Here is a 25,557-nt window from a genome sequence, read left to right as displayed (position 1 = left end):
CCAGCAGCATCTGGCGCACGCCCCTGGACACGGTGCTGCCGGCCGAGCCGGTCGGCGTCACGGAGAAACCGTTCTATGCGCATTTGTCCGACATCGGCAAACGCCATCCGGTGACGCGCGGGCTGGAGGGCTCGGCGTTCGAGCCGCCGCATTGGAGCCGCTTCTTCCGCACCGTCGAAACCCGCAATGCGGTCAGCCCGCCGGTGATGACGGGCGCGGACGGCAAGCCGCTGCTGTTCCTGTCGCGCTTCGGCGAGGGCCGCGTTGCGCTCTTGCTGTCCGACCACATCTGGCTGTGGGCGCGCGGCTACGAGGGCGGCGGCCCGCATCTCGATCTGCTCAGGCGGATGTCGCATTGGCTGATGAAGCAGCCTGATCTCGACGAGGAAGCGCTGCGCTTGCAGGTGCAGGGCAAGGATCTCGTCGTGGTGCGCCAGACCATGGCTGATAGCGTGCAGCCGGTGAGCGTGACCTCGCCCTCCGGCGTCTCGCATGATCTGACGCTCAGCGCCGGCGATCCCGGCGAGTGGCGCGCCAGCCTGCCCGCGAACGAGCTCGGCCTGTGGCAGGCGACCGACGGCACGCTGAAGGCGCTGATCAATGTCGGCCCGACCAATCCGAAGGAATTTTCGGAAGTCACCTCCACCACCGAGACCCTGAAGCCGCTGACGCAGGCGACCGGTGGCAATTCGGTGCGAATCGCCGATGGCGGCAGCGTCGAGCTGCCGCGCATCGTCCCGGTGCGCTCAGCGAGCGTCTTCGCCGGTGACGGCTGGATGGGCGTGCGGATGCGCGACGCCAGCGTCGTCAAGGGCGTCGGCGTGCTGCCGATCTTCGCCGGCCTGATCGGGCTCCTGCTGCTGCTCGGCGCGTTTGCAGCGACCTGGGTGCGTGAGGGGCGGTGAACTAGTTGCCCGAACGCCACATCTTACGTTCCGCCCGCGCAACCCGACCCCAGTCTCGGTTGACACCCGCTGCCGCCTCAGGCGATGTTACAGTATAACATCGTGGCGCCCGATTGGTCGCGCGATGCAGGGTGCGCTTGAATGAAGTGGTTCCGGTCGAAAATCAGGCAGGGTGCCCGGCTCGCATTGTTTGCGATGCTGGTGCAATTCGTGCTGACCTTCGGCCATAGCCATTGGTTTGCGCAGGCGGCACCGCTCGCCCAATCCCAGCTGGCCGACAGCGTCAAGGGCATCGCATCGCCCGACAGCGCGGCCATCCAGAAGCAGTCACCGACAAATCCGGACCGTGAACATCCTGGTGACGACAATTGCGCGATTTGCGCAGTGGTCGCGATGGCGGGCACTGTCGTGTTCGCAACCCCGCCTCTGCTGCATCTGCCGCAGGTGGTCGAGTTGCTCTACCGGACCACCGATGCCGAATTCCTCCATCTGGAATCGGCAAAGCACGCGTTTCAGTCGCGCGCTCCTCCGATCTCCTGACGCCCAAGCTTCGATCCACAGCTAGCGCCGCGTAGTGAGGCGCGCCGCGGGCCATGGAGCGAAGCTCCGTTTGCTCGCGCGCCCGCGCCTTGCGGCAGGTGTCTCGTCAGGACATCTCAAATGAACAGCCTCCCTTCGTTGCGTGCCTTTCGCATCCTGCTCATGTCGGCATCGTCGCTGACTCTCGCGACCCTTTGGAACGCGGGCGCGATGGCGCAGAACGACAACGCATCGCCTGCCACGCCGCAGCCCGCCGCTTCCCCGACGGTGGCGCCCTCGCCGACGCCGCAAGCGACCGAGACACCCGCTCCGGCACAACCGGCCGCGCAAGCCCCGCAGCAAGAGGCGGCTCCCGCGGCCGGGCCGGGCACAAATGTGCTGCCGGAAACCCGAGTGGCCGCGCCGGTCGAACGACGGCGGCCGCGCTCCGCGCCGCAGCCGACGCGGCAGGTGACGACCAGTCCGGCCGCGACTGTGCCGACCCAGGCACAGGCCGAAGCCGCCGCCAATCGTCAGGTCGTGCAGCAGACCCAGAATTTCGACCAGCGGCGTGACAATGTCATCCTGCCGAAGACGGGCACGACGAACTACCAGCTCGACCAGAAGGACCTCGAGACGCTGCCGCAGGGAAGCGCGGCGCAGCTCAGCGACATCGTGCTGCAATTTCCGGGCGTCTACCAGGATTCAACGAGCTCGGGCGATTTCCATATTCGCAACGAGCACGCCAACGTTCAGTACCGCATCAATGGCATCATGCTACCCGACGGCGTTTCCGGTTTCTCGCAGCTGCTGGAGACGTCTTTCATCAGCAACATCCAGTTGCTCACCGGCGCGCTGCCGGCGCAATACGGCTTGCGCACGGCGGGCGTACTCGACATCACCTCCAAGAGCGGAGCCGCGCTGTCCGGCGGCAGCGTCAGCATTTATGGCGGCAGCCACCAGACCATCACGCCCAGCTTCGAATACGGTGGGGTGGCCGGAAACACCGACTACTATGTCGCCGGCCGTTATCTCAGCACCGGCTTGGGTCTTGAGAATCCGCTGCCGTCGCTCAACGCCATCCACGATCATTCCGAACAGGGCCGATTCTTCGCCTATACGTCCACGGCGCTTGATCCGCAGACGCGCGTCGTCACCATCTCCGGCTTCGGCCTGACCCGATATCAAATCCCCAACAATCCCGGGCAGCCCGGCAACGCCGGGGGCTTTTGCGGCGGACCGTTCGACCCGGCGAACCCCTGCCTCAATCCGGATGGCAGCCCGAATCCGACTGCTCCGGCCTACACGGCCTTCGGCAAGGGTGGTTTCGATTCGGCGACCCTCAATCAAAACCAATACGAGAAGAACGCCTACAACGTCATTGCCTGGCAGAAATCCGAAGGCAATTTCGATGCGCAGCTATCCTATTATTCGCGCTACAGCGATCTTCACTTCGTTCCGGATGCTGTGGGCGATCTCTTCATCAACAACGTCGCTTCCGATGTTTACCGCAGCTCGTTCCTCAACGGCGTCTCCGGCGATTTCTCGTACCGCCTGAACGAGGCGCACACGGTTCGCGCCGGCTTCTACACCCATGGCGAGCAGACCCAGATCGCGAATGTCAGCACCGTTCAGCCGCTCGATCCGAACGATCCAAATGGCCTGACGGCGATCGATACACCGTTCAACATCGTCGACAAGAGCAGGTTGTTCGGCTGGCAGCTCGGCGCCTATGCCCAGGACGAGTGGCGGCTCACCCGCGAGCTCACGCTCAATTACGGCCTGCGGTTCGATCAGATCTATCAATACACCGATGCCAACCAGTTCAGTCCGCGCGCCAGCCTGACCTACAAGCCATGGTGGTCGACCGTGCTGCATGTCGGCTACATGCGCACCTTCCAGCCACCGCCGCAGGTGCTCGGCCGAACCACCCCCACCGATATCTTCAACGGAACGACTGCGGCCGTGCCGACCGTGACGCCCGACCAGGCCGCTGTGCTGCCGGGCCAGGTGGCCGGCCAGCCGCTTCAGAATATCGGCGCGATCCAGCCCGAACGGGCAGACGTCTACGACGCCGGCTTCACCCAGCAATTGCTGCCGCAATGTCCGACCAGCGCGAGCGCGATGCCGACCAAAGCACCGGTCGCAGCAAATTGTCCGAGCCTGGAGCTCGGCGGCAGCATCTACTACAAGAAGGCCAGGGACCTGCTTGACGACGGGCAGTTCGGCCAAGCCTACACGCTGACCGCATTCAACTACGACAAAGCCGAAAACTACGGCGCCGAGCTGAAGCTCAGGTTCAGGTGGGGCGGCTTCGCTGCCGACACCAGTTGGGCATGGGGTGTCCAGCACGCCCACACAGTCGTGTCGAACCAGACGCTGTTCAGTCCGGACGACCTGGCCTACATCCAGAACCATTGGATCCACACCGACCACGATCAGACCTATACGGGTTCGGGACGCGTCGCCTACCGGTGGTCCGACTCCAACACCTGGTTGGACGGCACCACCGTGAGCGCGACGTTCATTTACGGCAGCGGCCTGCGGACGGATCCTGCGGATGGCTCGACCTGCCCGAACTGCGCTCACCTGCCGTCCTATTGGCAGGTCAACACCGGCGTGGCGCATGAGTTTATCAATGGCTGGAACGGACTTCCGGTGACGGTGCGGTTCGACGTGGTCAACGTCGCCGACTATATTTATCAAATCCGCAACGGCAGCGGCATCGGCGTGTTTGCCCCACAATACGGACCGCGGCGCGGATATTATTTCGGCATCTCGCAAAAGATCGGCGGTCCGGAGAAGACTCCCGGCGTCATGGCTGCCTTCTACACCAAGGCCCAGGCTCCGGTCGCCTATCATTGGGCGGGTGCTTATGTCGGCGCCAATTTCGGGGCCGCACTGAGCGCGGGCGAGCATGTGCTGACGCCGATCGGCTGGGGCGCGACAAATCCGGCCGGCGCGCTCGGCGGCTTGCAGCTCGGATACAATCATCTGCTTGCGCCGAACTGGCTGGTCGGCGTCGAGGGCGAACTCGACTGGACCTCGGCTCAGGGCAAAGCGAATTTCGTCGATCCCGCCGGGACGGCCGCACTGTCGATGACCAGCGATCACAACTGGTATGACAGTTTGAGCGGCCGGATCGGCTATGTCATGGGACCGCTGATGCTCTATGCGAAGGGTGGCGCCGCATGGATGAATGCGGATTACCGCATGGACGTGAACAGCGGGCTCGACGGCACCTCCCTGGTCAGCACGACGAGGCCCGGCTGGATCGCCGGTGGCGGCGTGGAATATATGCTTGGTTCCCGCTGGTCGGCCAAGCTGGAGTACAGTCACCTCGACTTCGGCAGCAAAAGCTTGAGCTTGGCCACCCCGTTCGGCAACAGCGTGAACGTCGACACCTCGGTCGACCAGGTCAAAGCCGGCGTGAACTACCACTTTGACGGACTGCTTTGATGGCTTTTCGCGAAACAATGGGGTGCTGGAACGATTGGGGGGCCGATCGAGACAGAAAGAACGATATGAACAGTTGCGAAAATAAACTCGGCCGCGCGCTTTGCTCCCGGCCCGTCCTGGGTGCCTTCGGCCTGCTTGCCACGGCTGCATTCCTCGCGCAGCCCGCGCGCGCGCAGGCTCCGAACCCTCTGCTGCCGCATAATCTGTCGCCATGGGGGATGTTCCTCAATGCCGACATCGTGGTGAAGGGGGTGTTGGTCGGGCTTGCCTTCGCCTCGCTCGTGACCTGGACAGTCTGGCTCGCCAAGACCATCGAGCTGCGCCTCGCGAGCAGCCGCGCGCGGCGCCGGATCGGCATGCTGGAGCAAGGCGGCAATCTGCGTGACGCGGTGGACGCTTGCGACGGCGACCGTGACGCCATCGCACAGCTGATCCTCTCGACCGCGCGCGAGGCGGAGCTGTCGGGCGGCGTGGTCGATGACGGCTTCAAGGAGCGCGTCGCATTGCGGCTGGAGCGTGTGGAAGCGGCGGCGGCGCGGCAGATCTCGCGCGGCGTCGGCATCCTCGCCACCATCGGCGCCACCGCGCCTTTTGTCGGACTGTTCGGCACGGTGTGGGGCATCATGAACTCCTTCATCGGCATTTCGGAGTCTCATACGACCAATCTCGCGGTGGTGGCGCCCGGCATCGCCGAGGCGCTGCTGGCCACCGCGCTCGGGCTCGTTGCCGCCATTCCCGCCGTCGTGATCTACAATCACCTCGCTCGTGTGATCGCGGGATATCGCGCCTTGTTGGGCGACGCCTCGGCGCAATTGCTGCTCATGATCAGCCGGGGCAAGCTGGGCCGAACCATGTCGCTGCCACACGCGGCGGAGTGACGGCCATGGCGATGCGTCTTGGCTCACGCTCCGGTGGCGACGATCTCGAGATCCAGCACGAGATCAACGTCACGCCCTTCATCGATGTCATCCTGGTGCTGCTGATCATCTTCATGGTGGCGGCGCCGCTTGCGACCGTCGATATCGGCGTCAATCTCCCGGCGAGCACGGCTCCGGAACAACCGCGGCCCGACAAACCGGTTTTCGTCACCATCAAGTCGGACCGAACCGTTGCCATCGGCGACACCATTATCGATCATCTGGCGCTTCCCGGCGCGCTCGATACGGCGACCAACGGTCACAAGGATGAAACGATCTTCATCCGCGGCGACAAGGCCCTGAGCTATGGCGAGCTGATGGAGATCATGAACATCATGCGGGACGCCGGCTATCTGAAGCTCGCTTTGGTCGGGCTGGAAACCCCCGCAAGCAAACCATGAACGCGCACACGCTGCATCTGCCCGAGCGATCGGGCTTCTCGCGCTGGAGCATCGCCGCCCTGACGATCCTGCTCGCCCATGCGGCGCTGGTGGCCGCCGTTGCGCTCTGGTATGCCCGCCGGCCACCGACCGAACCCAACATTATCCCCGCCATTTCCGTGACCCTCGCGCCGGTCGAGGCCAGCGCGCCCGAGATCCAGAACCAGGACGTCGCGGTCGGGCCAACCATGCAGCAGGCGGAGGAGACACCGCAAGAGCCGCCGAAGCAGGAGCAACCCGTCGAACAGGTGGAGCAGCCGCCACCGCCGCAGCAGCAGGCCGAGGTCACCATGCCTCAGGAAACGCCCAAGCAGGTCGAGCAACCGAAGCCGGAGCCGGAGCCGCCGGCCCCGGAAACCCGGGCGCCGCCGAAAACCGAGCACATCGGGCAATTCAGTCAGGCCAGCGCCAATGCCTATAACGCGCTGGTGTTCGGTCACCTGCAGCGATTCAAGCGCTATCCTGCGGCGGCGCACGGCGCGTCCGGCACGGTCACCGTCCGATTTGAATTGAACCGTGCCGGCGACGTTATCGAGAGCGAGATAGCAAAGTCATCCGGCAACGCGGTGCTCGACCACGAAGCGCTCGACTTGCTCCATCGCGCCAGCCCGTTCCCGGCATTTCCGGCCGCGAAGCCGGGCGCAAGAGACAGCTATCTCGCGCCGGTGAGTTTCGCCCGCTAGGACAGCACGCGGCTCTCGCATGACGGCAACGCGCGCCATCGCTGCAACGAGCGCTCACCTGCGATAGGCGACGCAGTCGATTTCCACCTTGCAGTCCACCACCATGCTCGAGACGACGCAGGCCCGGGCCGGCGGATTGGCGCCGAAATATTCGGCGAAGACCTTGTTGAAGCTTGGGAAGTCTCTGGGGTCATCGAGCCAGACGCCGCAACGCACGACATCCTTGGGCTCATAGCCAGCCTCGGCCAGGATCGCGAGCATGTTGCGGATCGCCTTGTGCGACTGCGGAATGATGCCGCCCTCGATCACCTCGCCGTTCTCCATCGGCGTCTGGCCGGAGACGTAGAGCCAGCCGTCGGCCTCCACTGCGCGGGCAAACGGAAGGTGCTGGCCGCCGGTGCCGGTGCCGCCGGCCGCGCCGTATCGTTTCAGCGTCATTGCATCATGTCCTGGGTATGTCGGTTCAAGTCAGGGCCCGGCCCGGCCGTGCAAAGGTGCTGCGTCCGTCCGCGACCACGGCTTCGCCGGCGACGAAGACCGCACGGATGCCTGCGGGCATTTCCGTCGGCGTCTCGAAGGTTGCCTTATCCATGATGGTCTCGTCGAACAGGGTGAGATCGGCGATCATGCCGGGCCGCAGGATGCCGCGGTCGGACAGGCCGAAGCGCTGCGCGGGCATCGCGGTCATCCGCCGCACGGCATCTTCCAAGGTCAGCCAGCCTTGCTCCCGCGTCAGCCGGCCGGCAACACGCGGAAAACTGCCATAGGCGCGCGGATGCGGCTTGGTGCCCGGACGCGGAATGCCATCGGAGCCGACCATGTGCAGGCGATGGGTGAACGCGGCGCGCAAATCGGCCTCATCGAGCTGGAACATGATGATGCCGGTTTGGCCCTGGTCTTCCTCGATGCAGCGGACCATCAGCTCGAACGGCGAGATGCCGAGCTCGCGCGCGGCATCGACCATCGACTTGCCCTCGAGCGGCTTCAACGCGGGGTTGGCCGTGGCGGAGATGCGCACATTGTGCCAGCCGATCAGCACGATCTTGGACTGTGCGGCATGCGGGTCGGGATCGCCCTCCTCCACCAGGACGCGCAGAGCCTCGCGCTGGGTCGGATCGCGCAGCCGCGCCAGCAACGCATCGATGCCGCCCTCGAGCGCGGCCGGCGGCAGCAATTGCAGCATGTAGGAGCTGCCGGCGGGATAGGGATACATGTCGAAGGAGATGTCGATGCCCTCCGCGCGCGCCGCCTCGAGCCGGTCGAGCGCCTTCGGGATCGCGCCCCAGTTCGGCTTGCCAGCCGATTGCAGATGCGACAGCAGCCCCGCCGCGCCTGAGGCGCGCAGGATCGCGATGAACTCGTCGATGGATGGCAGGAGGCCCGCTTCATAGCTGCGGACATGCGCGGTGAGCAGCTTGCCGTGCGCCCGCACCGTCTCCGCCAGCGCGTTGAGCTCGCCGGTGTCGGCAAAGGCGCTCGGGGGATAGACGAGGCCGAGCGAGAGGCCGGCAGCGCCTTGCGCGAGTTGCTGCGCCAGCAGCGCCTGCATCGCCGCGATCTCCTTGGCACTCGCCGCGCGGCGCTCGTAACCGAGCACGGCGAGACGGATCGCGGCATGTCCGACCAGGGAGACGAGGTTGAGCGCGACGCCGGGCCCTTCCAGGGCCTGCTTGTAGCCGTCGAAGCTGTCGAAGATTTCGTCGGGTCGGGTTTCGCCGGCGAGCCCCGAGAAGTGCAATCGCAGCATCTCGGCGGAGCCCGCGGTCGCGGGATAGAGCGAGAAGCAGCAATTGCCGACCACGAGCGTGGTCACGCCCTGCAACACCTTCTCGGGCCGGTCGGGCTCGCGCAGGCAGATCAGATCGTCGTGGCAATGGGCGTCGATGAAGCCGGGCGCGAGATAGCAGCCGCGCGCGTCGATGATGTCGGCTCCTTCTGCCGACAGCGCGGCGCCGATCGCCGCGATGCGGTTGCCGCTGATGCGCAAGTCCGCCTCGAACCACGGCGCGCCGGTGCCGTCGATCAGCCTGGCGTTGCGGATCAGCGTGTCCTTGCCGCTGGCAATCTGGGGCATGCCCCTCTCCTCAAGTCGCAGGCACGGCGCCTGATGGTGCGACCTCTTCGTAGTCGGGGATCGATTCGATCCGGCCGAGCACCACGACGTAGAAGAAGATGCCGATCAGCAGCACCACGCCGGCAATCATGAAAGCACCGGCAAAGGATTGGGTCCAGTCGACCACGATGCCTGTCACGATCGGCGCGAGCACGCCCATCATGTTGTTGGTGAAATTCAGGATGCCGCCGACCGTGCCCGCGCCACCCTTGGGCGCGATCAGCGACACGATCGAGGATCCGACGGGTGCGGCGGCCGACAGGCCCGAGATCGCGATCGACAACCACAGCAGCGCCCAGCCCGGTTTCACGGTGAAGGCGGCGCCGATCACGGCGAGCCCCATCAGCATGCCGACGATGATCACCGACTGGCGCACCCGCGTCGAGTCGTAGCCGCGCGCGATCAGATGATCGACCAGAAAGCCGCCGATCAACAGGTCCGACAGTGTCGCGAAGATCCAGGGGATGGTCGAATAGCCTGCGGCCGACATCAGGTTCATGTGCATGGTCTGGGCGAGATAGCCCGGCAGCCAGGTGAGGAAGAGATAGAAGGTGTAGCCATAGGCGGAGAAGCCGATGGTTAGGCCCCAGACCTTGCGGTTGCGCAGGAGGTAGCCGAGCATGCGGCTCTGCCCCGCTGCGGCCGGGCCTTCCGGCGTACCGCCGCCGGCGATGATGTAGTCATGCTCCGCCTTGGAGAGCTTCGGATCCTCGCTCGGATTTCGATAGATCACGTAGTAGGCGATGAAATAGGCGAAGCTGAGCAGCGCGGTGACGCCAAAGCCCCAGCGCCAGCCGTAGAGAAAGATGACATAGGCGACCAGCGGCACGCCGATCACGTTGGAGAATTTTGCGGCGGAATCGAAGATCGCGGTCGAGCGCGCGCGTTCGTCGAGCGGAAACCAGTGGCCGGTCGCCTTCTGGCTGGCCGGAAACGCCGGCGCTTCCGCGACACCGAGCAACAGACGCGCGCCGGCGATGCCCCAGAGACCGCTGGCGAGCGCGGTGATGGTGGCGGCGACCGCCCAGAGGAAGCTCGAGACGCGGCCGACCGTGGTGACGCCGAAGCGGTCGAGCACCATGCCGCCGGGGACCTGCAGCAGCGAATAGGTCCAGAAGAATGCGCTGCCGAGCAGGCCGATGTCGGTGGCGGTGAGGCCGAGCTCCCTGGTGAGCTCGGGCGTCGCGGCCGAGAGGCCGACGCGATCGATGTAGTTGATGAGAATTCCAACGCCGAGGAGACAACCGATCAGCCAGCGTCGTCCGGGTAACTGTTGGGTTGCCTTCGTCATGTTGAATCCTCGCTTGGACACGCAGGATCGCGTCTCCAATCCCGACATGGGACCGGGAGAACCTCATCGCGCCCGCAACTGCATTGTCTCTTATAGTGGACAATATTATCTTATAGCGACACGTTAGAGATGACAGCGTCGTGATGTCAAGAGCGGACATTCCGGCCGCGACGCGCGTTCGCCCGCGTCGCGTTCTGCGCGAACATGGTACGGCGACAACGCACAACGATGCGGGAACATCGGTCAGCGACCTTGACGGTCCGTTCGGTTCAGGAACGATCCGAGAGTTCCGTTGCGGTGGCGACGAGATCGTCGAGCAGCGCGGTCCTGCGCTCCTTCACCGAATCAGCGGGAACGACGAAACAAAGCGTCGCGACCGCGACACCCTTCTTGTCGCGGATCGGCGCGGCAAGGCACGACGTGAAGCGATCGGACAGTGCCGTGGTCACGCATTTGCCGTCGCGCCGCGCCCGTGCGACGTCCTTGATGAAATCATCGACGTCGAGCACGCGGCCATCAGGAAGGCGGAAATCCTCCTTCGGAACGAACGCGCGAATCTCCGCCGGGCTCATGTGATCGAGCAGCAACCGGCCCGATGCCGTCCAGGGCAGCGGCACCTCGATGCCGACGTCGGTGGTGATGCGGAACAGGCCCGATCCGTCGCGGGTATCGACCACCACATATTTGCGGCCGCGCAGCGCGCAGAGTTGCGCGGTGGCGCTGTGCTGGGTCGCGAGACGATCGAGCGCCTCGCGGCAGCGGCGATGCAGCGGATTGGCCTCCGCATAGGCCCGCCCGTAGAGATGCACCGCCTTGCCGAAATAGACCTGACCGCCGTCGCCGACGCTCTCGAGCAGGTCCGCCTCGATCAGGCGGTTGGCGATGGCATAGACCGTCGATCGCGGCGCGCCCATCTGCTTGGCGAGGTCGCTGAGCTTGGAGGGCGCGCGCAAATGCAGCAGCGCTTCGAGCAGATCGATGGTCCGATCAATCCCGTTCTGGCGTTCCGCGGGCGAGGCGCCCTTCTTCGATGCGGCCAAACTTCATCAATCCTTCGTCAGCTTCGCCTGCCGTTTTGGCACAAACCGCGCCGACGGTATAGCGGGTCAGACTTTCGCATTCAAAGCTCTGGAGTGACGTCGGCGTCCTGGCAGTCAGCCCTGTGCAACCCGGCCAGATCGCGCTTCGCGCGGGATCGAAATCGAGATAGGCCTGCAATGTCTCGGTGGTGACGCGGAAGATGTGAGCTCCGAGCGGATGCGCTATCCTCGCGCCCTGCTCCAGTCCGGAGCAACCGCGCCCGAGACGCCTTCGAAGGCGCCGTCGACGAGCTCGAACACCAGGATCCGCGCGGCATCGACCGGGCCCGGCATGGTGACGCGGCCCTTGGGGACCAGCTTGAAGCCGACCCGGCTGTAATAGGGCTCGTCGCCGACCAGCAGCACGATGCGATGGCCCTTGTCCTTCGCCTCTTTCAGGGCCCGGTCCGTCAACATGCGGCCGATGCCGCGGCTGCGGAACGGCGGCTCGACCGTGAGCGGCCCGAGCAGCAGTGCAGGCGTCTCGCCAACCGTCACGGGCAATTGCCTGACGGAGCCGACCAGCAGCGTGCCGATGCGGGCGGTGAAGGAGACGTCGAGCAGGTGTTCGACGTGCTCGCGGATGCGATAGGCGCTGAGCACGAAACGGCCGGGGCCGAAGGTGCGCTCGTGCAGCCGCTCGATCGCCTGCGCGTCGCCTGCGGCTTCGGGACGGATGGTGATGGAGAGATCGTTCATATCATTTGCGGGATAGCATCTGCGCCTGGCGAGGTCCATGGGCGTCGCCCCCAACTTCAGTCCCTTTTCAGCGCCGGCTGGGGCGTCATCGCGGCAGCGGTCCAAGGCTCGCCGCTGCGTTCCGGACCGATGCGGCCATGGGCGCCGCGGCGGGCTCTAACACCTGCGCAAACGACAGCGTCCAGAGCGACAGCATCGTGATCGGCACGACATAGTATGGTGTGAAGATCGGGTGGGTCATGAAAAATGCGAGATTGACGACGAGGTTGCCGGCAACGACGAACGCGGCCTGTCGCACATGTCGTTCGCCGGCCCACAGCAGCCAAAGCGTCGCGCCGATCGCGAGCACGATCAGCACGATCTGCATGTCGCGCAGATATTGGACGAACACGGCAAGATCGAACGCCGGCGCAACCACGTCGGCGCTGCCATAGGTGGTCGCCAGCGCGCTGCCGGCGTTGATGGCCTGCGCGGCCAGCGTCGGCGCCATGCCGACGAGCACGCCTGCACCGAAGGCAAGTCCCTGCACGAAGATCGCGAGCGAGCGCGTCCACAGGAAGGGAATGCCGAGGAACAGGAAATAGCCGGCGGCGAGCAGCGCGTTCGGCAGCCTGAGATTGACGGAGGCGCCGAGCAGGAGCCCGATCAACGCGATCAGCAGAACGCTGCGTTTGTCCCGGCTCAGCCACACCGCGGTCAGCAAACCTGCAACAGCGCACAGCGCCATGGTCGGCGCCACCGAATAGCTCGCCTTGGCGGGATTGATCATGAGACCGATCGCAAGCGCGCCGAACACGCCTGCGCCAATGAGCGATGGCAGGCTTCTCGCCATTGCAATAGCCGAGAGCGCCAGCCCGCCAACAATCAGGTTCGCGGCAATGTAGAGCGGCACCACCTGGTGGCCTTCCGGAAACAGCGCCAGCAGGAAACCCGTGCCCGGCGGATATTGCAACACCACCTTGCCACCAGGCATCGGGTTGTGACAGGGCCAGCGGATCGGATCCTTCCATTCGGAAAACGCGATCTCCTTCAACTTGCCTTCGAAATAGCGGTCGTCGTCCCCGACTGCGTTGGTATCGAGCCCACTGATGCCGAAGCGCTGGAACAGGTGGGCCTGCCTGAGATAGCAGATGTCGTCATAGACCCCACGCGCCTCGCTCCATCGCGACATTCCCCAAATGTTGCCGGCGAGGATCGCAAGACAGATGAGGCCGAAGGCGAGTTTTGCTGATTTCATCAGGTTTCCGTGGCGCCGGTTCGGGTCACTAGCATAGCCGGCCATCAGCGCCACGTCGCCATCACGGGCTTACCATCGAGCACTTCGGCGATCCTCAAGCGAGTGCCTGGAGTCACCTCCTCCGGCAGCGCGGCGGCGTCGAAGAAGCCGCATTCGATGATCTCGCGGTTGGGCTCGGGTAGCCGGTCCTGGCGGAAATGCCTGACGACATAGACCGCGACATGGTCGCGGCGGGAGACGTGGCTGTTCAGGAAGATGCCATGCAGCACGGCCTCCCCTAGCAGGTCGATATCGCCCTCCTCCTTGAGCTCGCGGCGCATTGCCTGTTCCATGGTCTCGCCAAAATCGACCCCGCCCCCGGGCAAATACCAGCCAGAGACATAGCTATGCTTGACCAGGAACACCTTGTTGTCGGCATCGAGCACCACGGCGCGAACGCCCAGCGTCATGCCGCGGACCACCAGGAAATAGGCATGGAAGAACCGCCGCAGCAGCGGCTCGAATTTCCGTCGGATCCGGTGCAGAGGCTCTCCCATCAGTCTTTCAGGCTTTCCTCTTTCAGGCTTTCCTCTTTCAGGCTTGGCTCTTTCAGGCTTTGCTCTTCAGGCTTTCCTTGCACGTTGCCGGAGACCTTGCCATTACGGCATCGGAATAGCGAGGCCATCGCGCGGATGACATCTTTCATGGCACCCTTCACGCTTGCCCATCTGTCCGACCCGCATCTGCCGCCGCTGCCGAAGCCGCGGCTGACCGAGCTCGCCGGCAAGCGCGCGCTCGGCTATGTCAACTGGACGCGCAACCGCCATAAATACCAGCGCCGCGAGGTGCTCGATGCGCTCGTCGCCGATGTGCGGGCGCAGGCGCCGGACCACATTGCCGTTACGGGCGATCTCGTCAATTTGGCGATGGAGGCGGAGTTCGCGCCGGCGCGCGCCTGGCTCGACGAAGTCGGTCCGCCTGACCGCGTCACCACGATCCCCGGCAATCACGACGCCTATGTCCGCGCCACCTATCACCGCTTCGGCGAGACCTTTGCGCCCTATCTTGCAGATGACGACGGCCGCATCGGCTTTCCCGGCGTGCGCCGACGCGGCCCGGTTGCGCTGATCAGTCTCTCCAGCGCGGTGCCGACGCTGCCCTTGATGGCGACGGGCACGCTCGGGCGCGATCAGCTCACTGACCTCGAACAGGTGCTCGAGCAGCTTGCCACCGAGGACGTCTTCCGCGTGCTGCTGGTGCATCATCCCCTGAAGTCCGACGCCCGCCAGAAGCGGCTGACGGATTCGGCCGCGCTGCTGGCGCTGCTGAAGCGGCGGGGTGTCGAGCTGATCCTGCACGGGCACGACCACATTCATTCGACCATGTGGTTCGAAGGCCCCAATGGCAGGATTCCCGCGATCGGCGTGCCATCGGCCTCCGCGCTCGCGCATGGACGTTATCCTGCGGCGGCCTACAATCTTTTTGCGATCGAGAAGGACAATGAAGGCTGGCGCTGCGAGCAGATCGTGCGGAGCATCGATCATGGCTTGCAGATCCGCGAGATCAAGCGCGCGCGGGTGATTTAGGTCCCCGTCATTGCGAGCGAAGCGAAGCAATCCAGGCTGCCTCCGCGGAAGGATTTCTGGATTGCTTCGCTTCGCTCGCAATGACGGCGGTGAAGTTCTCACCAGCTCCGCAACGCCGCGAGCACGGCGACGCCGAACAACGCGGCGGCCCCGAGGATGAAGCCGAACAGGAACGGCCAGAGGCGCGAGCGGCGCGGCGGCTCCGCAACTTCCTCCTTGGGCTCTGGCGGCACCACCATCGCATGTTCGCGCTCGACCATGCGGCGGGCGACGTAGTCGGTCACGGCGTCCACGATCACGGCGGTGTCGTGCGATTCGGCGAGCACGATGCGGCCGAAGCGGGTGTCCTGGACGAAGCGGTACTGCCGCTTGTCGCGTCCCATCATGATATGGGCGACGACGTCGATCCAGAGTCTCGGCGTATCACCTTGGCTGATGCCGCGGTCGAACAGATCGATCCTGTCGGGCACCTGGGCGAACAGCGGATCGAGCGCGTCGTTGAGGATCTCGAGCCGGGCCACTTCGGCGTCCCTGAGATCGACGACCACCCCGGTCCGGTCGGCAGCCTCGATCCGTGCGCGGAGCAGCGCATCGCGCAGCCGCACCGGGCGCGGCTGGCCGGGATTGATACCGCTGGTCTCGGGCTCTGACATTGTCGTCCCTGTCCTCAACTCTCCCCGTTAACCTATCAGCAACCAGACCCCCCGCAAAGGGCCCATTATTCCAGATACTTACGGTGCCCACAGACCTCTGATGTGTGTCAAAAACAGACGATCCCACCCGGCTTGCGCCGGATGGGACCCTCCGTCCTTGGACGTCTTCTTGAGACTTGTCGGCTGGCCGTCAGGCCGAGACCCGCGACGGCTCTTCCACGATCGAGAAGCGGACGCCGGCCTTGTGGCGGTTCTCTTCCGAAACCGAGCGCCAGGCGTCTTCGGCTTCCTTGCGGGTCTTGAACGGGCCCTGCACCTGGGCCGAGCCCTCGACCAGCTTGTGGAAGTTCATCGAGCCGAACTCGCCGCCGATCACCCAGAAATTGCTGCCTTTGGTCATTGTCAGTCTCCTGTCGAGGTGCGTTAGCCGAACTGGTTCATGGTGTTGTGGGCGCCGCCCGCCTTCAGGGCCGCTTCGCCCGCGAAGTATTCCTTGTGGTCGTCGCCGATATCGGAGCCGGCCATGTTCTGGTGCTTGGCGCAGGCGATGCCCTGACGGATCTCCTGGCGCTGCACGTTCTTGACGTAGCCGAGCATGCCCTGCTCGCCGAAATACTCGCGTGCGAGGTTGTCGGTGGACAGCGCGGCCGTGTGATAGGTCGGCAGCGTGATCAGGTGGTGGAAGATGCCGGCGCGCTTGGCCGAATCCGCCTGGAAGGTGCGGATGCGCTCGTCGGCTTCGGCGGCCAGCGGCGTATCGTCATATTCCGGCTTCATCAGCTCGGCGCGGCTGTACTTGCTGACATCCTTGCCGGCTTCCTTCCACGCGTCATAGACCTGCTGACGGAAGTTGATGGTCCAGTTGAACGACGGCGAGTTGTTGTAGGCAAGCTTGGCGTTCGGAATGACCTTGCGGATGCGATCGACCATCTTCGCGATCTGCTCGATATGCGGCTTCTCGGTCTCGATCCAGAGCAGGTCCGCCCCGTTCTGCAGCGAGGTGATGCTGTCGAGCACGCAGCGGTCCTCGCCCGTGCCGGGACGGAACTGGTAGAGGTTCGAGGGCAGCCGCTTCGGACGCATCAGCTTGCCGTTGCGGTTGATGATGACGTCGCCGTTCTTGGCGTTCTCCGCCGTGATTTCTTCGCAATCGAGGAAGCTGTTGTACTGGTCGCCGATGTCGCCCGGCTTGTGGCTGACCGCGATCTGCTGCGTCAGGCCGGCGCCGAGCGAGTCGGTGCGGGTGACGATGATGCCGTCTTCGACGCCGAGCTCGAGGAAAGCGTGGCGACAGGCGCGGATCTTGGCGATGAACACCTCGTGCGGCACGGTGACCTTGCCGTCCTGGTGACCGCACTGCTTCTCGTCCGAGACCTGGTTCTCGATCTGCAGCGCGCAGGCGCCCGCTTCGATCATCTTCTTGGCGAGCAGATAGGTCGCCTCGGCGTTACCGAAGCCGGCGTCGATGTCGGCGATGATGGGGACGACATGGGTCTGGAAGGCGTCGATCTTCGCGATCAGCTCCTTCTCGCGCGCGGTGTCGCCTTCCTTGCGCGCCTTGTCGAGGCTGCGGAAGATGTCGTTGAGCTCGCGGGCATCCGCCTGGCGAAGGAAGGTGTAGAGCTCCTCGATCAGCGCCGGCACCGAGGTCTTCTCGTGCATCGACTGGTCGGGCAGCGGGCCGAACTCGGAGCGCAGCGCCGCGATCATCCAGCCGGACAGGTACAGATATTTGCGATCGGTCCTGCCGCCGAAGTGCTTCTTGATCGAGATCAGCTTCTGCTGGGCGATGAAGCCGTGCCAGCAGCCCAGCGACTGGGTGTACTTGGTCGGATCGTTGTCATAGGCCGCCATGTCGGCCCGCATCAGCGCCGCGGTGTAGCGGGCGATGTCGAGGCCGGTCTTGAAACGGTTCTGCAGGCGCATGCGCGCGACGGCCTCGGCCGTCACCCCGTTCCAGGTCGGCTGGGTCTTGAGGAGCGCCTGGGCCGCCTCGATCTCGCTCTGATACGAGGCCGGGCCCTGAAGGGTGCTGATGCCGCGGGGCTGGTAGTTCATGTGCCTTATCCTTCTCGACGGATGACGAAGCGAAGCGCTTCGTCATCGACATTTTTGACAATGCATTGCGAAATGCGTGGCACGAGATAAACGCGAGAAACAGAAGTTCGTATAGAGGCCTTGTATTTGAATGGTGATGTCATGTAACATCAGAACATGTAATAGATGTTATTTTGTAAATTTTGTAAATTATAGGTCAGGGTGACTGACCTTGATGCGTCTGGAGGACTTAAAATGCCCGCCGAATCCGGGAAAAAGCTGTTCGTCGGTCCGCGCTTCCGGCGAATCCGGCAGCAATTGGGGCTGTCGCAGACCCAGATCGCCGAGGGGCTCGGCATCTCCCCGAGCTATGTCAATCTGATCGAGCGGAACCAGCGCCCGGTGACGGCGCAGATCCTGCTGCGGCTGGCCGAGACCTATGACCTCGATCTGCGCGATCTCGCCACCGCCGATGAAGACCGCTTCTTCGCCGAGCTGAACGAGATCTTCTCCGATCCGCTGTTCCGCCAAATCGACGTGCCCAAGCAGGAGCTGCGCGACCTCGCCGAGCTCTGTCCCGGCGTCACCCATGCGCTGCAACGGCTCTACGCGGCCTATACCGAGGCGCGCCAGGGCGAGACGCTGGCGGCCGCGCAAATGGCCGACCGCGACGTCGGCACCCGCTATGAGGCCAATCCGGTCGAGCGCGTGCGCGAGCTGATCGAGGCCAACCGCAATTATTTCCCGGAGCTGGAGCAGGCCGCGGAGACGCTTCGCGATGAGCTGGACGTGCCGGCCGAAGGGCTCTACGCCGCGCTTGCCGCGCGGCTGCGCGAAAAGCATTCGATCCAGACCCGGATCATGCCTGTCGACGTGATGCGCGAGACGCTGCGGCGCTTCGACCGCCACCGCCGCCAGCTGCTGATCTCGGAGCTGGTCGATCCGCCCGGCCGCGCCTTCCAGCTCGCTTTCCAGCTGGGCTTAGGCGAATGCGCGCAAGCCCTGGAGACCATCATCGGCCGCGCCGGCCCGCTCGACGATGCGCCGCGGCGGCTGTTCCGCATCACGCTCGGCAATTACTTTGCCGCCGCGGTGATGATGCCCTACCCGGCCTTCCTCGCCGCCGCCGAGGCGCTGAACTACGACATCCACGTGTTGGCGCAGCGCTTCAATTCCGGCTTCGAGCAGGTCTGCCATCGCCTGACCACGCTGCAACGGCCGAATGCACGCGGCATTCCGTTCTTCCTCTTGCGCGTCGACAATGCCGGCAACGTCTCCAAGCGCTTTTCCTCCGGCACATTCCCGTTCTCGAAATTCGGCGGCACCTGCCCGTTGTGGAACGTGCACTCGACCTTCGACACGCCGGATCGCCTGCTCAAGCAGGTGATCGAGCTCTCCGACGGCACGCGCTATTTCTCGATCGCGCAGATGGTACGCCGCCCCGTCGCGCCGCACCCGCTGCCGCAGCCGCGCTTCGCCATCGGCCTCGGCTGCGAGATCCGTCACGCCGCGCGCCTGACCTATGCCGCCGGCATGGACCTTGAGAAGACGGAAGGCACGCCGATCGGCGTCAACTGCCGGCTCTGCGAGCGCGAAAACTGCGCCCAGCGCGCCGAGCCGCCGATCACCCGCACGCTGATTTTGGATGAGACCACGCGGCGGGTGAGTTCGTTCGCGTTCTCGAATGCAAGGGAGTTGTGAGGGGGCACATCTGCCTCCTCGTCATTGCGAGCGAAGCGAAGCAATCCAGACTGTCTCCGCGGAAAGATCCTGGATTGCTTCGTCGCAAGAGCTCCTCGCAATGACGAGAGGCTCACGCCAGCGTATGCACGATCACCGGCCCCGCGGCGGCGCTGGCGTGACCGGCCAGCAGCGAGCCCAGATCCTTCTCGATCCAGGCGATGGCGCGCCTGTTCGCCTCTTCGGCCTGCTCGAACTTGTCGAAGATCGAGATCGCGGTCACCGTGTCGTCGCCGGCATAGACCACGTAATAGGCCCTGAAGCCGTCGACGTCGCTGATGATCGGAACGGCACCGTCCTTGATCCGGCGCGCCAGCTCCTCGGCGCTTCCGCTCTTCGCCTTGGCCTGACGGATGGCGGCATACATGGCATCCTCCCTTCCGGCTACTGATGTGGGGCTTGTGGCCCGTTCGCATGTTACGCCGAAGCGCGCGGCCGATCTACGGCTTGGTTAACCCCGCCCTAACCTGCGCCCGCGATCTGCAACCAGGGATTAAGCACGCCTCAACATCGCTGCCCTAGTCTTGCCCCACTCACTTTTCGCAAACAACGGCAGCCTATCCTGCGGCGTGAAGTGACATCAGGGGGTTCATCATGCGCATTGCGTTGCTGCTGACCGCGACCATTGTCGGCGCGCTCTTTGCCAATCCGTCCAACGCCGGCTCGCTCGACGTCGCGTCAGCCGCGCTGCCGCCGGGCTTCCAGAGCTACCGCGGCTACATGTTCGACGTGTCGGAGGCGTCCGATCGCAAGGACCTCGACAAGCTCACCGAGAATCTGAAGCAGCAGATCGACGTCGTCGAGGCCTCCGGCCTGTCGCCGCGCGTGATGCGTTTCTTCCACACCGTTCCGATCATCGCGAGCGAGCTGGCCTGCCTCGACGAAGGCGCCGCGACCGCCTGCTACGGCCGGGTCACGCCGGACATCCAGCGCACCGCCCCCCGCACCCTGACGGTGTGGGACCATGACAAGCAGCGCTGGACCAATCCGAATGCCGTCGACCTCGCGGTCGATTCCGGCCTCGGCGTGATCATGATCCGGCCGGACATGATGCGTTACGAGAAGGAGGCCGTGCTGCTGCACGAAATGCTGCACGCCTATCACGCACGGCTCTTGCCGGACGGCTACGCCAACAAGGGCGTGATCAGCTATTACGCCTACGCCAAGTCCAAGGATCTCCTGCCCAAGGAGGCCTATGCGATGAAGAATCACATGGAATTCTTCGCGGTGACCGCGAGCATTTTCCTGGCGGGAAAGAGCGATTACCAGGATCCCAAGACCCGCGAGGCGCTCAAGGAGAAGATGCCGGACTATTACAAATATCTGATCGGCGTGTTCGGCTTCGACCCGGACCCGGCAGCGGCCTCGAGCGGACCGGTCGCCTCGCTGAAGTGAGTTCGGCCTGGCGCTGCGAGCGCCAACCTGATGCCCAAAAGCCGCGCGACGTGCGCGGCTTTTTTCGTTTTGTAAGGCCGGAAGCTGCGGATGACGCACGGGCGGCAATTGCCAAGGCGGGGGCTGATCTGCATAGTCCCGCCGCATCGATTGGACTGTTTCGAAGAGGATAGAAGACATGGCGGACGCCGACCTGGATGTCGTGATCCGGCAACTGGCCAGACAGCTGCAGACGGGCCTGATGACCCGCGCCAAGCAGCGACGGGATCGCTTCAGCGGCCTCGCGGCCAAGGCCAAGAGCCAGGAGACCGGCGCCCGCTTCAAGCTGATGGCCAAGGCGACCATGGAACAGGCCACCGCCGCCGCGCGGCGCCTGCAGATGTCCGCAGATAACGTCGCCGACAGCTACGCCCGCGCGATGCGGCTCGCCGCCAGCACGCCCGTCGAGGTGAAGTCGGAAAAGCCGGCCAAGGACAAGCCAGCAAAGGACAAGCCCGCGAAGAAGGCCAAGAAGGCGAAGGCCGCAAAAGCCAAGAAGGCGAAGTAGCCGGCGCTTTCACCGTCGCGGTGTGGAGACCTCGGTCGGCTCGGAATTGGTGAGCTCGGCGAGCTTGGCGCGCGCGGCGTCATGGGCCCGGCTGTCCTTGCCGGAAGGTAGCGCAAGGGCGGCTTCGAAATCAGCGCGGGCCTCAATGGCCTGGCCGCGGGCGAGGAATGCGAGGCCACGGTCGATGCGGGCTTGCGCATCGCGGGGGTCGAGACGGACCGCCGTGTTGTAGCTGAGAACGGCGCGATCGAGATCGCCCTTGGCGATGAGCGCAAGGCCGCGCTCGCGATAGGGCGCCGCTGGCTTTGGATCAAGCGCGATCGCCTCGTCATAATCGGTGATCGCAAGCTCCGGCTCGCCGTTCTGCCGGTACGCCCGCGCGCGGTCGCGGTAGAGCGAGGCGCGGTTAGGATTGAGCTGGATAGCCTCATTGAAATCGGCGATCGCCCGGGCGTTGTCGCCGTGGCGGAGCGCGATCCGCCCGCGCCCTTCATAGGCGAAGGCGATCAGGGAGCCGCGCAACGGCGAAAAGCCAATCACGGCCGAGCAGATGTCGGGCTCGTCCTCGTCGCCGCAATTCACGACCGTATGCACGGACAGGCCGATGGCCAAGCCCAGCACGATCAACAATGGCACGGCAACTCTGGTCATCTTTGGCGCTGACCGACAGGCCGGTCACACATCCCCTTTCGAAGGAACACTCTGGGTGAGGTGTTAACACCCCCTGAGAGGGCCCTCTGTGCGCCAGATCACAATGGCAGCATAATGCGTGGCCGCGCCAGGCGGCGTCCTGTCCGCCTGCCGTTCCCTGGGCCGGATCGCGACAGGTGCCGGCAATGCGACGTTGCATCAGAAAATTCCCGCTCGAATTGCAGCGCGATCAGAATACGCCGGGCTACTCGCAAGCTCATCCCCACGGCCCGCGCGAGGACGAGCGGCCCCAAGGGCCGTGCGGCGGATAGTTCTCGACGGCGCCGACCGAGGGCATCGCATGCGTGCCGAGCTCGGCCGCGAGCTGCCGGAGCGCCGCGATGCGGTTCTGCGTCGAGGGATGGGTGGCGAAAAGATTGTCGACGCCGTGGCCCGAGAGCGGATTGATGATGAACATATGCGCGGTCGCCGGATTGCGCTCGGCATCATAATTCGGCACCTGATGCGCGGCGCTCTCGATCTTGAGCAGCGCCGAGGCGAGCCACATCGGTTGCCCTGCGATCCGCGCGCCGAGATTGTCGGCGGCATATTCGCGGGTGCGGCTGATCGCCATCTGCACCAGCATGGCCCCGAGCGGCGCGAGGATCATCATCAGGATCGAACCGACGATGCCGGGACCGTTGTTGTCGCGATGGCCGCCGAAGAACATGCCGAACTGCGCCAGCATCGAGATCGCGCCCGCGATGGTCGCGGTGATGGTCATCAGCAGCGTGTCGTGATGCTTGATATGCGCAAGCTCGTGCGCGATCACGCCGGCGAGCTCCTCGCGGCTGAGCTGGCGCACCAGGCCGGCGGTGACGGCCACGGCAGCGTTCTCGGGATTGCGTCCGGTCGCGAACGCATTGGGTTGCGCCTCGTCCATCAGGAACACGCGCGGCATCGGCAAGCCCGCACGGCCCGCCAGCTCGGCGACGAGGCCGACCAGCTCCGGCGCGCTATTTCGGTCGACCTCATGGGCGCCATACATCGAGAGCACCATGCGGTCGGAGTTCCAGTAGGTGAAGAGATTGGTCGCGGCCGCGATCACAAGCGCGATCATGGCGCCGGAGGCGCCGCCGATCAGATAGCCTACGCCCATGAACAGGGCGGTCAGGCCCGCGAGAAGCATCGCCGTGCGCAGATAGTTCATGGCTCGTCTCCAGCGCCGGCGATGGCCGCCCAAGGCACTGGGGGCCGGCAGACATCAGGTAGGAACGCCCCCTGCTAAGGCGCAAGGTTTCAGGGTGCGTCGCGGAGCCGCGGCCCTGGCTCAACCATGCATTGTCATTCCGGGGCGCCCGAAGGGCGAGCCCGGAAGCCCGAGAATCGCAGGGGCGCAATCGCGCCCCGTAGTTCGATGCTGCGCATCGCCCCGGAATGACGAAGGGATGGTTTGCGGGCGATCATTCCATTAAACTTCGTCAAGAATCCAAGCGTCTCCCCCTTTCGGAAACCTCATGCTCCTGACCCGATTTGCGATCGCGGCCGTTACCCTCGCCGTGTTCTCCCTTCCCGCCTCCGCCCAGTTCATGCCGCCGCCCGCAAAGCCCGTGGCGCCCAGGGCGCCGTCGCCACGCGCCGCCTCGTGCCACAGCGGAGCGAGCTTCGATCGCTTCCTCGCCGAGGTGAAACAGCAGGCGGTCGCGGCGGGCGTGTCGCAACGAACGATAGCGGAGGCATCGCCCTACCTGGTCTACGACCAGGGCATCGTCAATCGCGACCGCGGCCAGCGCGTGTTCGGCCAGCTCTTCACCGAATTCGCCGGCCGCATGGCCGCGCCCTATCGCATGCAGAACGGCCAGCAGCACATCAGGCAGCACGCGGCAGCGTTTGCGCGCGCCGAGAAGGAGTACGGCGTGCCGCCGGCGGTGATCGCCGCGTTCTGGGGCCTGGAGAGCGACTTCGGCGCCAATATGGGCAATCTGCCGACGCTGAAATCGCTGGTGTCGCTCGCCTATGACTGCCGGCGCTCGGAGATGTTCGTGAACGAGACCATCGCCGCGCTGAAGATCATTGATCGCGGCGACCTCACGCCCGACGAGATGATTGGCTCCTGGGCCGGCGAGCTCGGCCAGACGCAATTCCTGCCGACACACTACGTCAACTACGCCGTCGACTATGACGGCGACGGACGGCGCGACCTCTTGCGCAGCGAGGCCGACGTGATCGGCTCGACCGCGAACTATATCGCCAACGGCTTGAAGTGGCGGCGCGGCGAGCCGTGGCTGGAAGAGATCAAGGTGCCGCAGAACCTGCCGTGGGACCAGACCGATCTCAGCGTGCAGCTGCCGCGCTCGAAATGGGCGCAGTTCGGCGTCACCTATCCCGACGGAAGGCCGCTGCCGAACGACAATCTTCCGGCCTCCGTGCTGCTGCCGATGGGACGCTTTGGGCCGGCCTTCATGGCCTACGCGAATTTCGCGGCCTATACCGAATGGAATAACTCGCTGATCTATTCGACCACCGCCGGCTATCTCGCCTCGCGCATCGCGGGCGCCGCACCGATGCGCAAGCCGGCGACGCCGGTCGCACAATTGCCGTTCAACGAGCTCAAGCAATTGCAGCAGCTGCTGGTCCAGGCCGGTTTCAATGTCGGCAAGATCGACGGCGTTCTCGGCCAGCAGAGCCGCGCAGCCGTGAAGGCCATGCAGATCAAATACGGCCTGCCCGCCGATTCCTGGCCGACCGCTGAGCTGCTGGCCCGCATGCGCGGCGGCACGGCACAGGCGCAGCCCGCGAGCACGGTGCGGTAGCAGCCACATCTGCTGTCATGCCCCGTGAAAGCGGGGCATCCAGTACTCCGCAGCGTCTCGGCTCTATCACAGCCGCCGCGGCGTACTGGATCGTCCGGTCAAGCCGACGATGACAGCGGAGGGGTGACACGGTAGAATTTTCGCACTGCACAAGCCACTTTTCCGATTGTATTATTCCATGAGGCTCCCATGTGAGTGGCTCAGGTTTTCCGCCTGAGATTCCCACCATTAAAGCGAGCATCACATGTCCTTCTACGACGCCGTCGTTCCCGCCTATTTGCAAATGCTGAACAGCTTGATCGGCCTGCTCACCAAGGCCGAGGCGCATTGCGCGGCCAGGAAGATCGACCCGGGCGTCATGCTCGGCTCGCGCCTCTTCCCGGACATGCTGCCGCTGTCGAAGCAGATCCAGCTCGCCAGCGATTTCGCCGCCAAGGGCTGCGCCCGGCTGACCCATAGCGAGCTGCCCTCGATGCCCGACACGGAAAAGACGTTCGAGGAGCTGAAGCAGCGGCTCGCGAAGACGATCGACTATGTGAAATCGTTCAAGCCGGAGCAGTTCGCGGGCGCCGAGGCCAAGGACGTGACCTTCCCTGCGGGCCCGGACCGGACCATGACGCTCAAGGGCCAGCAGTTCTTCAGCGCCGTCTCGCTGCCGAACTTCTATTTCCACGCCACGACCGCTCACGGCATCATGCGCCACAACGGCGTCGAGATCGGCAAACGCGATTTCCTCGGCGCCAACTGATTGCTGGATCGACGACCGCGTAGCGGAATTCTGCTGCCGTGGCCGAAATTGCACACGAAATATGCTGCGCGGAGCCTGCCGCGCAGC

General features: G+C 64.7%; 25 protein-coding genes and 1 pseudogene. 12 read left to right on the top strand and 14 right to left on the bottom strand.

What is annotated here, in order from left to right:
* The 6 genes and pseudogenes from AOQ71_RS49095 to AOQ71_RS35040 all read left to right on the top strand — a co-directional run.
* Positions 1-905, top strand: a pseudogene (locus AOQ71_RS49095) (hypothetical protein); the annotation flags it as partial.
* A gap of 141 nt (positions 906-1,046) precedes the next feature.
* Positions 1,047-1,445, top strand: coding sequence for a DUF2946 domain-containing protein (locus AOQ71_RS35060; RefSeq protein WP_057757066.1), 399 nt, complete (start codon positions 1,047-1,049; stop codon positions 1,443-1,445).
* Positions 1,446-1,565: 120 nt separating this feature from the next.
* The gene (locus AOQ71_RS35055; RefSeq protein WP_057757064.1) at positions 1,566-4,883 is read left to right on the top strand and encodes a TonB-dependent receptor domain-containing protein; all 3,318 of its coding nucleotides are present in this window, start codon (positions 1,566-1,568) and stop codon (positions 4,881-4,883) included.
* 65 nt (positions 4,884-4,948) lie between these two features.
* Positions 4,949-5,761, top strand: a complete 813-nt coding sequence (exbB, locus tag AOQ71_RS35050; RefSeq protein ID WP_083514726.1) for a tonB-system energizer ExbB — start codon at positions 4,949-4,951, stop codon at positions 5,759-5,761.
* A gap of 5 nt (positions 5,762-5,766) precedes the next feature.
* Positions 5,767-6,201 carry a TonB system transport protein ExbD gene (exbD, locus tag AOQ71_RS35045; protein ID WP_057757061.1) on the top strand — a complete coding sequence of 145 codons (435 nt, stop codon included), beginning with the start codon at positions 5,767-5,769 and terminating at the stop codon, positions 6,199-6,201.
* Positions 6,198-6,923, top strand: coding sequence for an energy transducer TonB family protein (locus tag AOQ71_RS35040; RefSeq protein ID WP_057757060.1), 726 nt, complete (start codon positions 6,198-6,200; stop codon positions 6,921-6,923). The genes exbD and AOQ71_RS35040 overlap by 4 nt, the downstream gene beginning before the upstream one ends.
* Before the next feature lie 54 nt (positions 6,924-6,977).
* Here AOQ71_RS35040 and AOQ71_RS35035 read toward each other — a convergent pair whose 3' ends face one another.
* From AOQ71_RS35035 to AOQ71_RS45650, 8 genes are all read right to left on the bottom strand, one after another.
* A complete protein-coding gene (locus AOQ71_RS35035) occupies positions 6,978-7,361 on the bottom strand; it encodes a RidA family protein (RefSeq protein ID WP_057757058.1) in 384 nt (127 codons plus the stop codon).
* Between the two features lie 25 nt (positions 7,362-7,386).
* Positions 7,387-8,997, bottom strand: a complete 1,611-nt coding sequence (locus AOQ71_RS35030; RefSeq protein ID WP_057757057.1) for an N-acyl-D-amino-acid deacylase family protein — start codon at positions 8,995-8,997, stop codon at positions 7,387-7,389.
* 10 nt (positions 8,998-9,007) lie between these two features.
* Positions 9,008-10,327: an MFS transporter gene (locus AOQ71_RS35025; protein ID WP_057757055.1), complete on the bottom strand. Its 1,320-nt coding sequence runs from the start codon at positions 10,325-10,327 to the stop codon at positions 9,008-9,010.
* A 269-nt stretch (positions 10,328-10,596) separates the two neighbouring features.
* Positions 10,597-11,367 carry an IclR family transcriptional regulator gene (locus AOQ71_RS35020; protein ID WP_057757053.1) on the bottom strand — a complete coding sequence of 257 codons (771 nt, stop codon included), beginning with the start codon at positions 11,365-11,367 and terminating at the stop codon, positions 10,597-10,599.
* A 222-nt stretch (positions 11,368-11,589) separates the two neighbouring features.
* Complete coding sequence (locus AOQ71_RS35015; protein WP_057757051.1) at positions 11,590-12,105, bottom strand: GNAT family N-acetyltransferase; 516 nt, start codon at positions 12,103-12,105, stop codon at positions 11,590-11,592.
* 85 nt (positions 12,106-12,190) lie between these two features.
* A complete protein-coding gene (locus tag AOQ71_RS35010; protein WP_057757249.1) occupies positions 12,191-13,342 on the bottom strand; it encodes a hypothetical protein in 1,152 nt (383 codons plus the stop codon).
* A gap of 44 nt (positions 13,343-13,386) precedes the next feature.
* The gene (locus tag AOQ71_RS35005; protein WP_057757049.1) at positions 13,387-13,878 is read right to left on the bottom strand and encodes an NUDIX domain-containing protein; all 492 of its coding nucleotides are present in this window, start codon (positions 13,876-13,878) and stop codon (positions 13,387-13,389) included.
* The gene (locus AOQ71_RS45650) at positions 13,878-14,027 is read right to left on the bottom strand and encodes a hypothetical protein (protein WP_157083769.1); all 150 of its coding nucleotides are present in this window, start codon (positions 14,025-14,027) and stop codon (positions 13,878-13,880) included. The genes AOQ71_RS35005 and AOQ71_RS45650 overlap by 1 nt, the downstream gene beginning before the upstream one ends.
* On the opposite strand from AOQ71_RS45650, the gene AOQ71_RS35000 reads away from it, so the two are divergent.
* The gene (locus AOQ71_RS35000) at positions 14,026-14,907 is read left to right on the top strand and encodes a metallophosphoesterase family protein (RefSeq protein WP_057757047.1); all 882 of its coding nucleotides are present in this window, start codon (positions 14,026-14,028) and stop codon (positions 14,905-14,907) included. The genes AOQ71_RS45650 and AOQ71_RS35000 overlap by 2 nt on opposite strands.
* Positions 14,908-15,005: 98 nt before the next feature.
* Here AOQ71_RS35000 and AOQ71_RS34995 read toward each other — a convergent pair whose 3' ends face one another.
* The 3 genes from AOQ71_RS34995 to AOQ71_RS34985 form a co-directional block, all read right to left on the bottom strand.
* A complete protein-coding gene (locus AOQ71_RS34995) occupies positions 15,006-15,560 on the bottom strand; it encodes a hypothetical protein (protein ID WP_057757045.1) in 555 nt (184 codons plus the stop codon).
* A 190-nt stretch (positions 15,561-15,750) separates the two neighbouring features.
* Positions 15,751-15,960 carry a DUF4170 domain-containing protein gene (locus AOQ71_RS34990; RefSeq protein ID WP_008137787.1) on the bottom strand — a complete coding sequence of 70 codons (210 nt, stop codon included), beginning with the start codon at positions 15,958-15,960 and terminating at the stop codon, positions 15,751-15,753.
* Between the two features lie 23 nt (positions 15,961-15,983).
* Positions 15,984-17,618, bottom strand: coding sequence for an isocitrate lyase (locus tag AOQ71_RS34985; RefSeq protein ID WP_057757043.1), 1,635 nt, complete (start codon positions 17,616-17,618; stop codon positions 15,984-15,986).
* A gap of 234 nt (positions 17,619-17,852) precedes the next feature.
* On the opposite strand from AOQ71_RS34985, the gene AOQ71_RS34980 reads away from it, so the two are divergent.
* On the top strand, positions 17,853-19,298 hold the full coding sequence (locus AOQ71_RS34980; protein ID WP_057757041.1) for a helix-turn-helix domain-containing protein: 1,446 nt from the start codon (positions 17,853-17,855) through the stop codon (positions 19,296-19,298).
* A 112-nt stretch (positions 19,299-19,410) separates the two neighbouring features.
* Here AOQ71_RS34980 and AOQ71_RS34975 read toward each other — a convergent pair whose 3' ends face one another.
* The gene (locus AOQ71_RS34975) at positions 19,411-19,704 is read right to left on the bottom strand and encodes an antibiotic biosynthesis monooxygenase (protein WP_045005289.1); all 294 of its coding nucleotides are present in this window, start codon (positions 19,702-19,704) and stop codon (positions 19,411-19,413) included.
* Positions 19,705-19,931: 227 nt separating this feature from the next.
* On the opposite strand from AOQ71_RS34975, the gene AOQ71_RS34970 reads away from it, so the two are divergent.
* Positions 19,932-20,732: a hypothetical protein gene (locus AOQ71_RS34970; protein WP_057757038.1), complete on the top strand. Its 801-nt coding sequence runs from the start codon at positions 19,932-19,934 to the stop codon at positions 20,730-20,732.
* A 178-nt stretch (positions 20,733-20,910) separates the two neighbouring features.
* The gene (locus AOQ71_RS34965; protein ID WP_057757036.1) at positions 20,911-21,279 is read left to right on the top strand and encodes a hypothetical protein; all 369 of its coding nucleotides are present in this window, start codon (positions 20,911-20,913) and stop codon (positions 21,277-21,279) included.
* Positions 21,280-21,288: 9 nt separating this feature from the next.
* Here AOQ71_RS34965 and AOQ71_RS34960 read toward each other — a convergent pair whose 3' ends face one another.
* On the bottom strand, positions 21,289-21,930 hold the full coding sequence (locus AOQ71_RS34960; protein ID WP_083514724.1) for a tetratricopeptide repeat protein: 642 nt from the start codon (positions 21,928-21,930) through the stop codon (positions 21,289-21,291).
* A 256-nt stretch (positions 21,931-22,186) separates the two neighbouring features.
* The gene (htpX, locus tag AOQ71_RS34955) at positions 22,187-23,119 is read right to left on the bottom strand and encodes a zinc metalloprotease HtpX (RefSeq protein WP_057757032.1); all 933 of its coding nucleotides are present in this window, start codon (positions 23,117-23,119) and stop codon (positions 22,187-22,189) included.
* Positions 23,120-23,426: 307 nt separating this feature from the next.
* On the opposite strand from htpX, the gene AOQ71_RS34950 reads away from it, so the two are divergent.
* Positions 23,427-24,722: a lytic murein transglycosylase gene (locus AOQ71_RS34950; protein ID WP_057757030.1), complete on the top strand. Its 1,296-nt coding sequence runs from the start codon at positions 23,427-23,429 to the stop codon at positions 24,720-24,722.
* A gap of 244 nt (positions 24,723-24,966) precedes the next feature.
* Complete coding sequence (locus AOQ71_RS34945; RefSeq protein ID WP_057757028.1) at positions 24,967-25,470, top strand: DUF1993 domain-containing protein; 504 nt, start codon at positions 24,967-24,969, stop codon at positions 25,468-25,470.
* Positions 25,471-25,557 lie beyond the last annotated feature (87 nt).

Origin of the sequence: Bradyrhizobium manausense, from assembly GCF_001440035.1 — a bacterium.
Lineage (GTDB): Bacteria > Pseudomonadota > Alphaproteobacteria > Rhizobiales > Xanthobacteraceae > Bradyrhizobium > Bradyrhizobium manausense.
Note: the sequence above shows the minus strand (reverse complement) of the source record. Positions and strands in the feature narration are given on the sequence as shown.

Bases quoted from the DNA above. Each gene is read 5' to 3' on its own strand.
- AOQ71_RS35060 (WP_057757066.1), top strand. From the start codon at position 1,047: ATGAAGTGGTTCCGGTCGAAAATCAGGCAGGGTGCCCGGCTCGCATTG.
- AOQ71_RS35055 (WP_057757064.1), top strand. From the start codon at position 1,566: ATGAACAGCCTCCCTTCGTTGCGTGCCTTTCGCATCCTGCTCATGTCG.
- exbB (WP_083514726.1), top strand. From the start codon at position 4,949: ATGAACAGTTGCGAAAATAAACTCGGCCGCGCGCTTTGCTCCCGGCCC.
- exbD (WP_057757061.1), top strand. From the start codon at position 5,767: ATGGCGATGCGTCTTGGCTCACGCTCCGGTGGCGACGATCTCGAGATC.
- AOQ71_RS35040 (WP_057757060.1), top strand. From the start codon at position 6,198: ATGAACGCGCACACGCTGCATCTGCCCGAGCGATCGGGCTTCTCGCGC.
- AOQ71_RS35035 (WP_057757058.1), bottom strand. From the start codon at position 7,361: ATGACGCTGAAACGATACGGCGCGGCCGGCGGCACCGGCACCGGCGGC.
- AOQ71_RS35030 (WP_057757057.1), bottom strand. From the start codon at position 8,997: ATGCCCCAGATTGCCAGCGGCAAGGACACGCTGATCCGCAACGCCAGG.
- AOQ71_RS35025 (WP_057757055.1), bottom strand. From the start codon at position 10,327: ATGACGAAGGCAACCCAACAGTTACCCGGACGACGCTGGCTGATCGGT.
- AOQ71_RS35015 (WP_057757051.1), bottom strand. From the start codon at position 12,105: ATGAACGATCTCTCCATCACCATCCGTCCCGAAGCCGCAGGCGACGCG.
- AOQ71_RS35010 (WP_057757249.1), bottom strand. From the start codon at position 13,342: ATGAAATCAGCAAAACTCGCCTTCGGCCTCATCTGTCTTGCGATCCTC.
- AOQ71_RS35005 (WP_057757049.1), bottom strand. From the start codon at position 13,878: ATGGGAGAGCCTCTGCACCGGATCCGACGGAAATTCGAGCCGCTGCTG.
- AOQ71_RS35000 (WP_057757047.1), top strand. From the start codon at position 14,026: ATGGCACCCTTCACGCTTGCCCATCTGTCCGACCCGCATCTGCCGCCG.
- AOQ71_RS45650 (WP_157083769.1), bottom strand. From the start codon at position 14,027: ATGAAAGATGTCATCCGCGCGATGGCCTCGCTATTCCGATGCCGTAAT.
- AOQ71_RS34995 (WP_057757045.1), bottom strand. From the start codon at position 15,560: ATGTCAGAGCCCGAGACCAGCGGTATCAATCCCGGCCAGCCGCGCCCG.
- AOQ71_RS34990 (WP_008137787.1), bottom strand. From the start codon at position 15,960: ATGACCAAAGGCAGCAATTTCTGGGTGATCGGCGGCGAGTTCGGCTCG.
- AOQ71_RS34985 (WP_057757043.1), bottom strand. From the start codon at position 17,618: ATGAACTACCAGCCCCGCGGCATCAGCACCCTTCAGGGCCCGGCCTCG.
- AOQ71_RS34980 (WP_057757041.1), top strand. From the start codon at position 17,853: ATGCCCGCCGAATCCGGGAAAAAGCTGTTCGTCGGTCCGCGCTTCCGG.
- AOQ71_RS34975 (WP_045005289.1), bottom strand. From the start codon at position 19,704: ATGTATGCCGCCATCCGTCAGGCCAAGGCGAAGAGCGGAAGCGCCGAG.
- AOQ71_RS34970 (WP_057757038.1), top strand. From the start codon at position 19,932: ATGCGCATTGCGTTGCTGCTGACCGCGACCATTGTCGGCGCGCTCTTT.
- AOQ71_RS34965 (WP_057757036.1), top strand. From the start codon at position 20,911: ATGGCGGACGCCGACCTGGATGTCGTGATCCGGCAACTGGCCAGACAG.
- AOQ71_RS34960 (WP_083514724.1), bottom strand. From the start codon at position 21,930: ATGACCAGAGTTGCCGTGCCATTGTTGATCGTGCTGGGCTTGGCCATC.
- htpX (WP_057757032.1), bottom strand. From the start codon at position 23,119: ATGAACTATCTGCGCACGGCGATGCTTCTCGCGGGCCTGACCGCCCTG.
- AOQ71_RS34950 (WP_057757030.1), top strand. From the start codon at position 23,427: ATGCTCCTGACCCGATTTGCGATCGCGGCCGTTACCCTCGCCGTGTTC.
- AOQ71_RS34945 (WP_057757028.1), top strand. From the start codon at position 24,967: ATGTCCTTCTACGACGCCGTCGTTCCCGCCTATTTGCAAATGCTGAAC.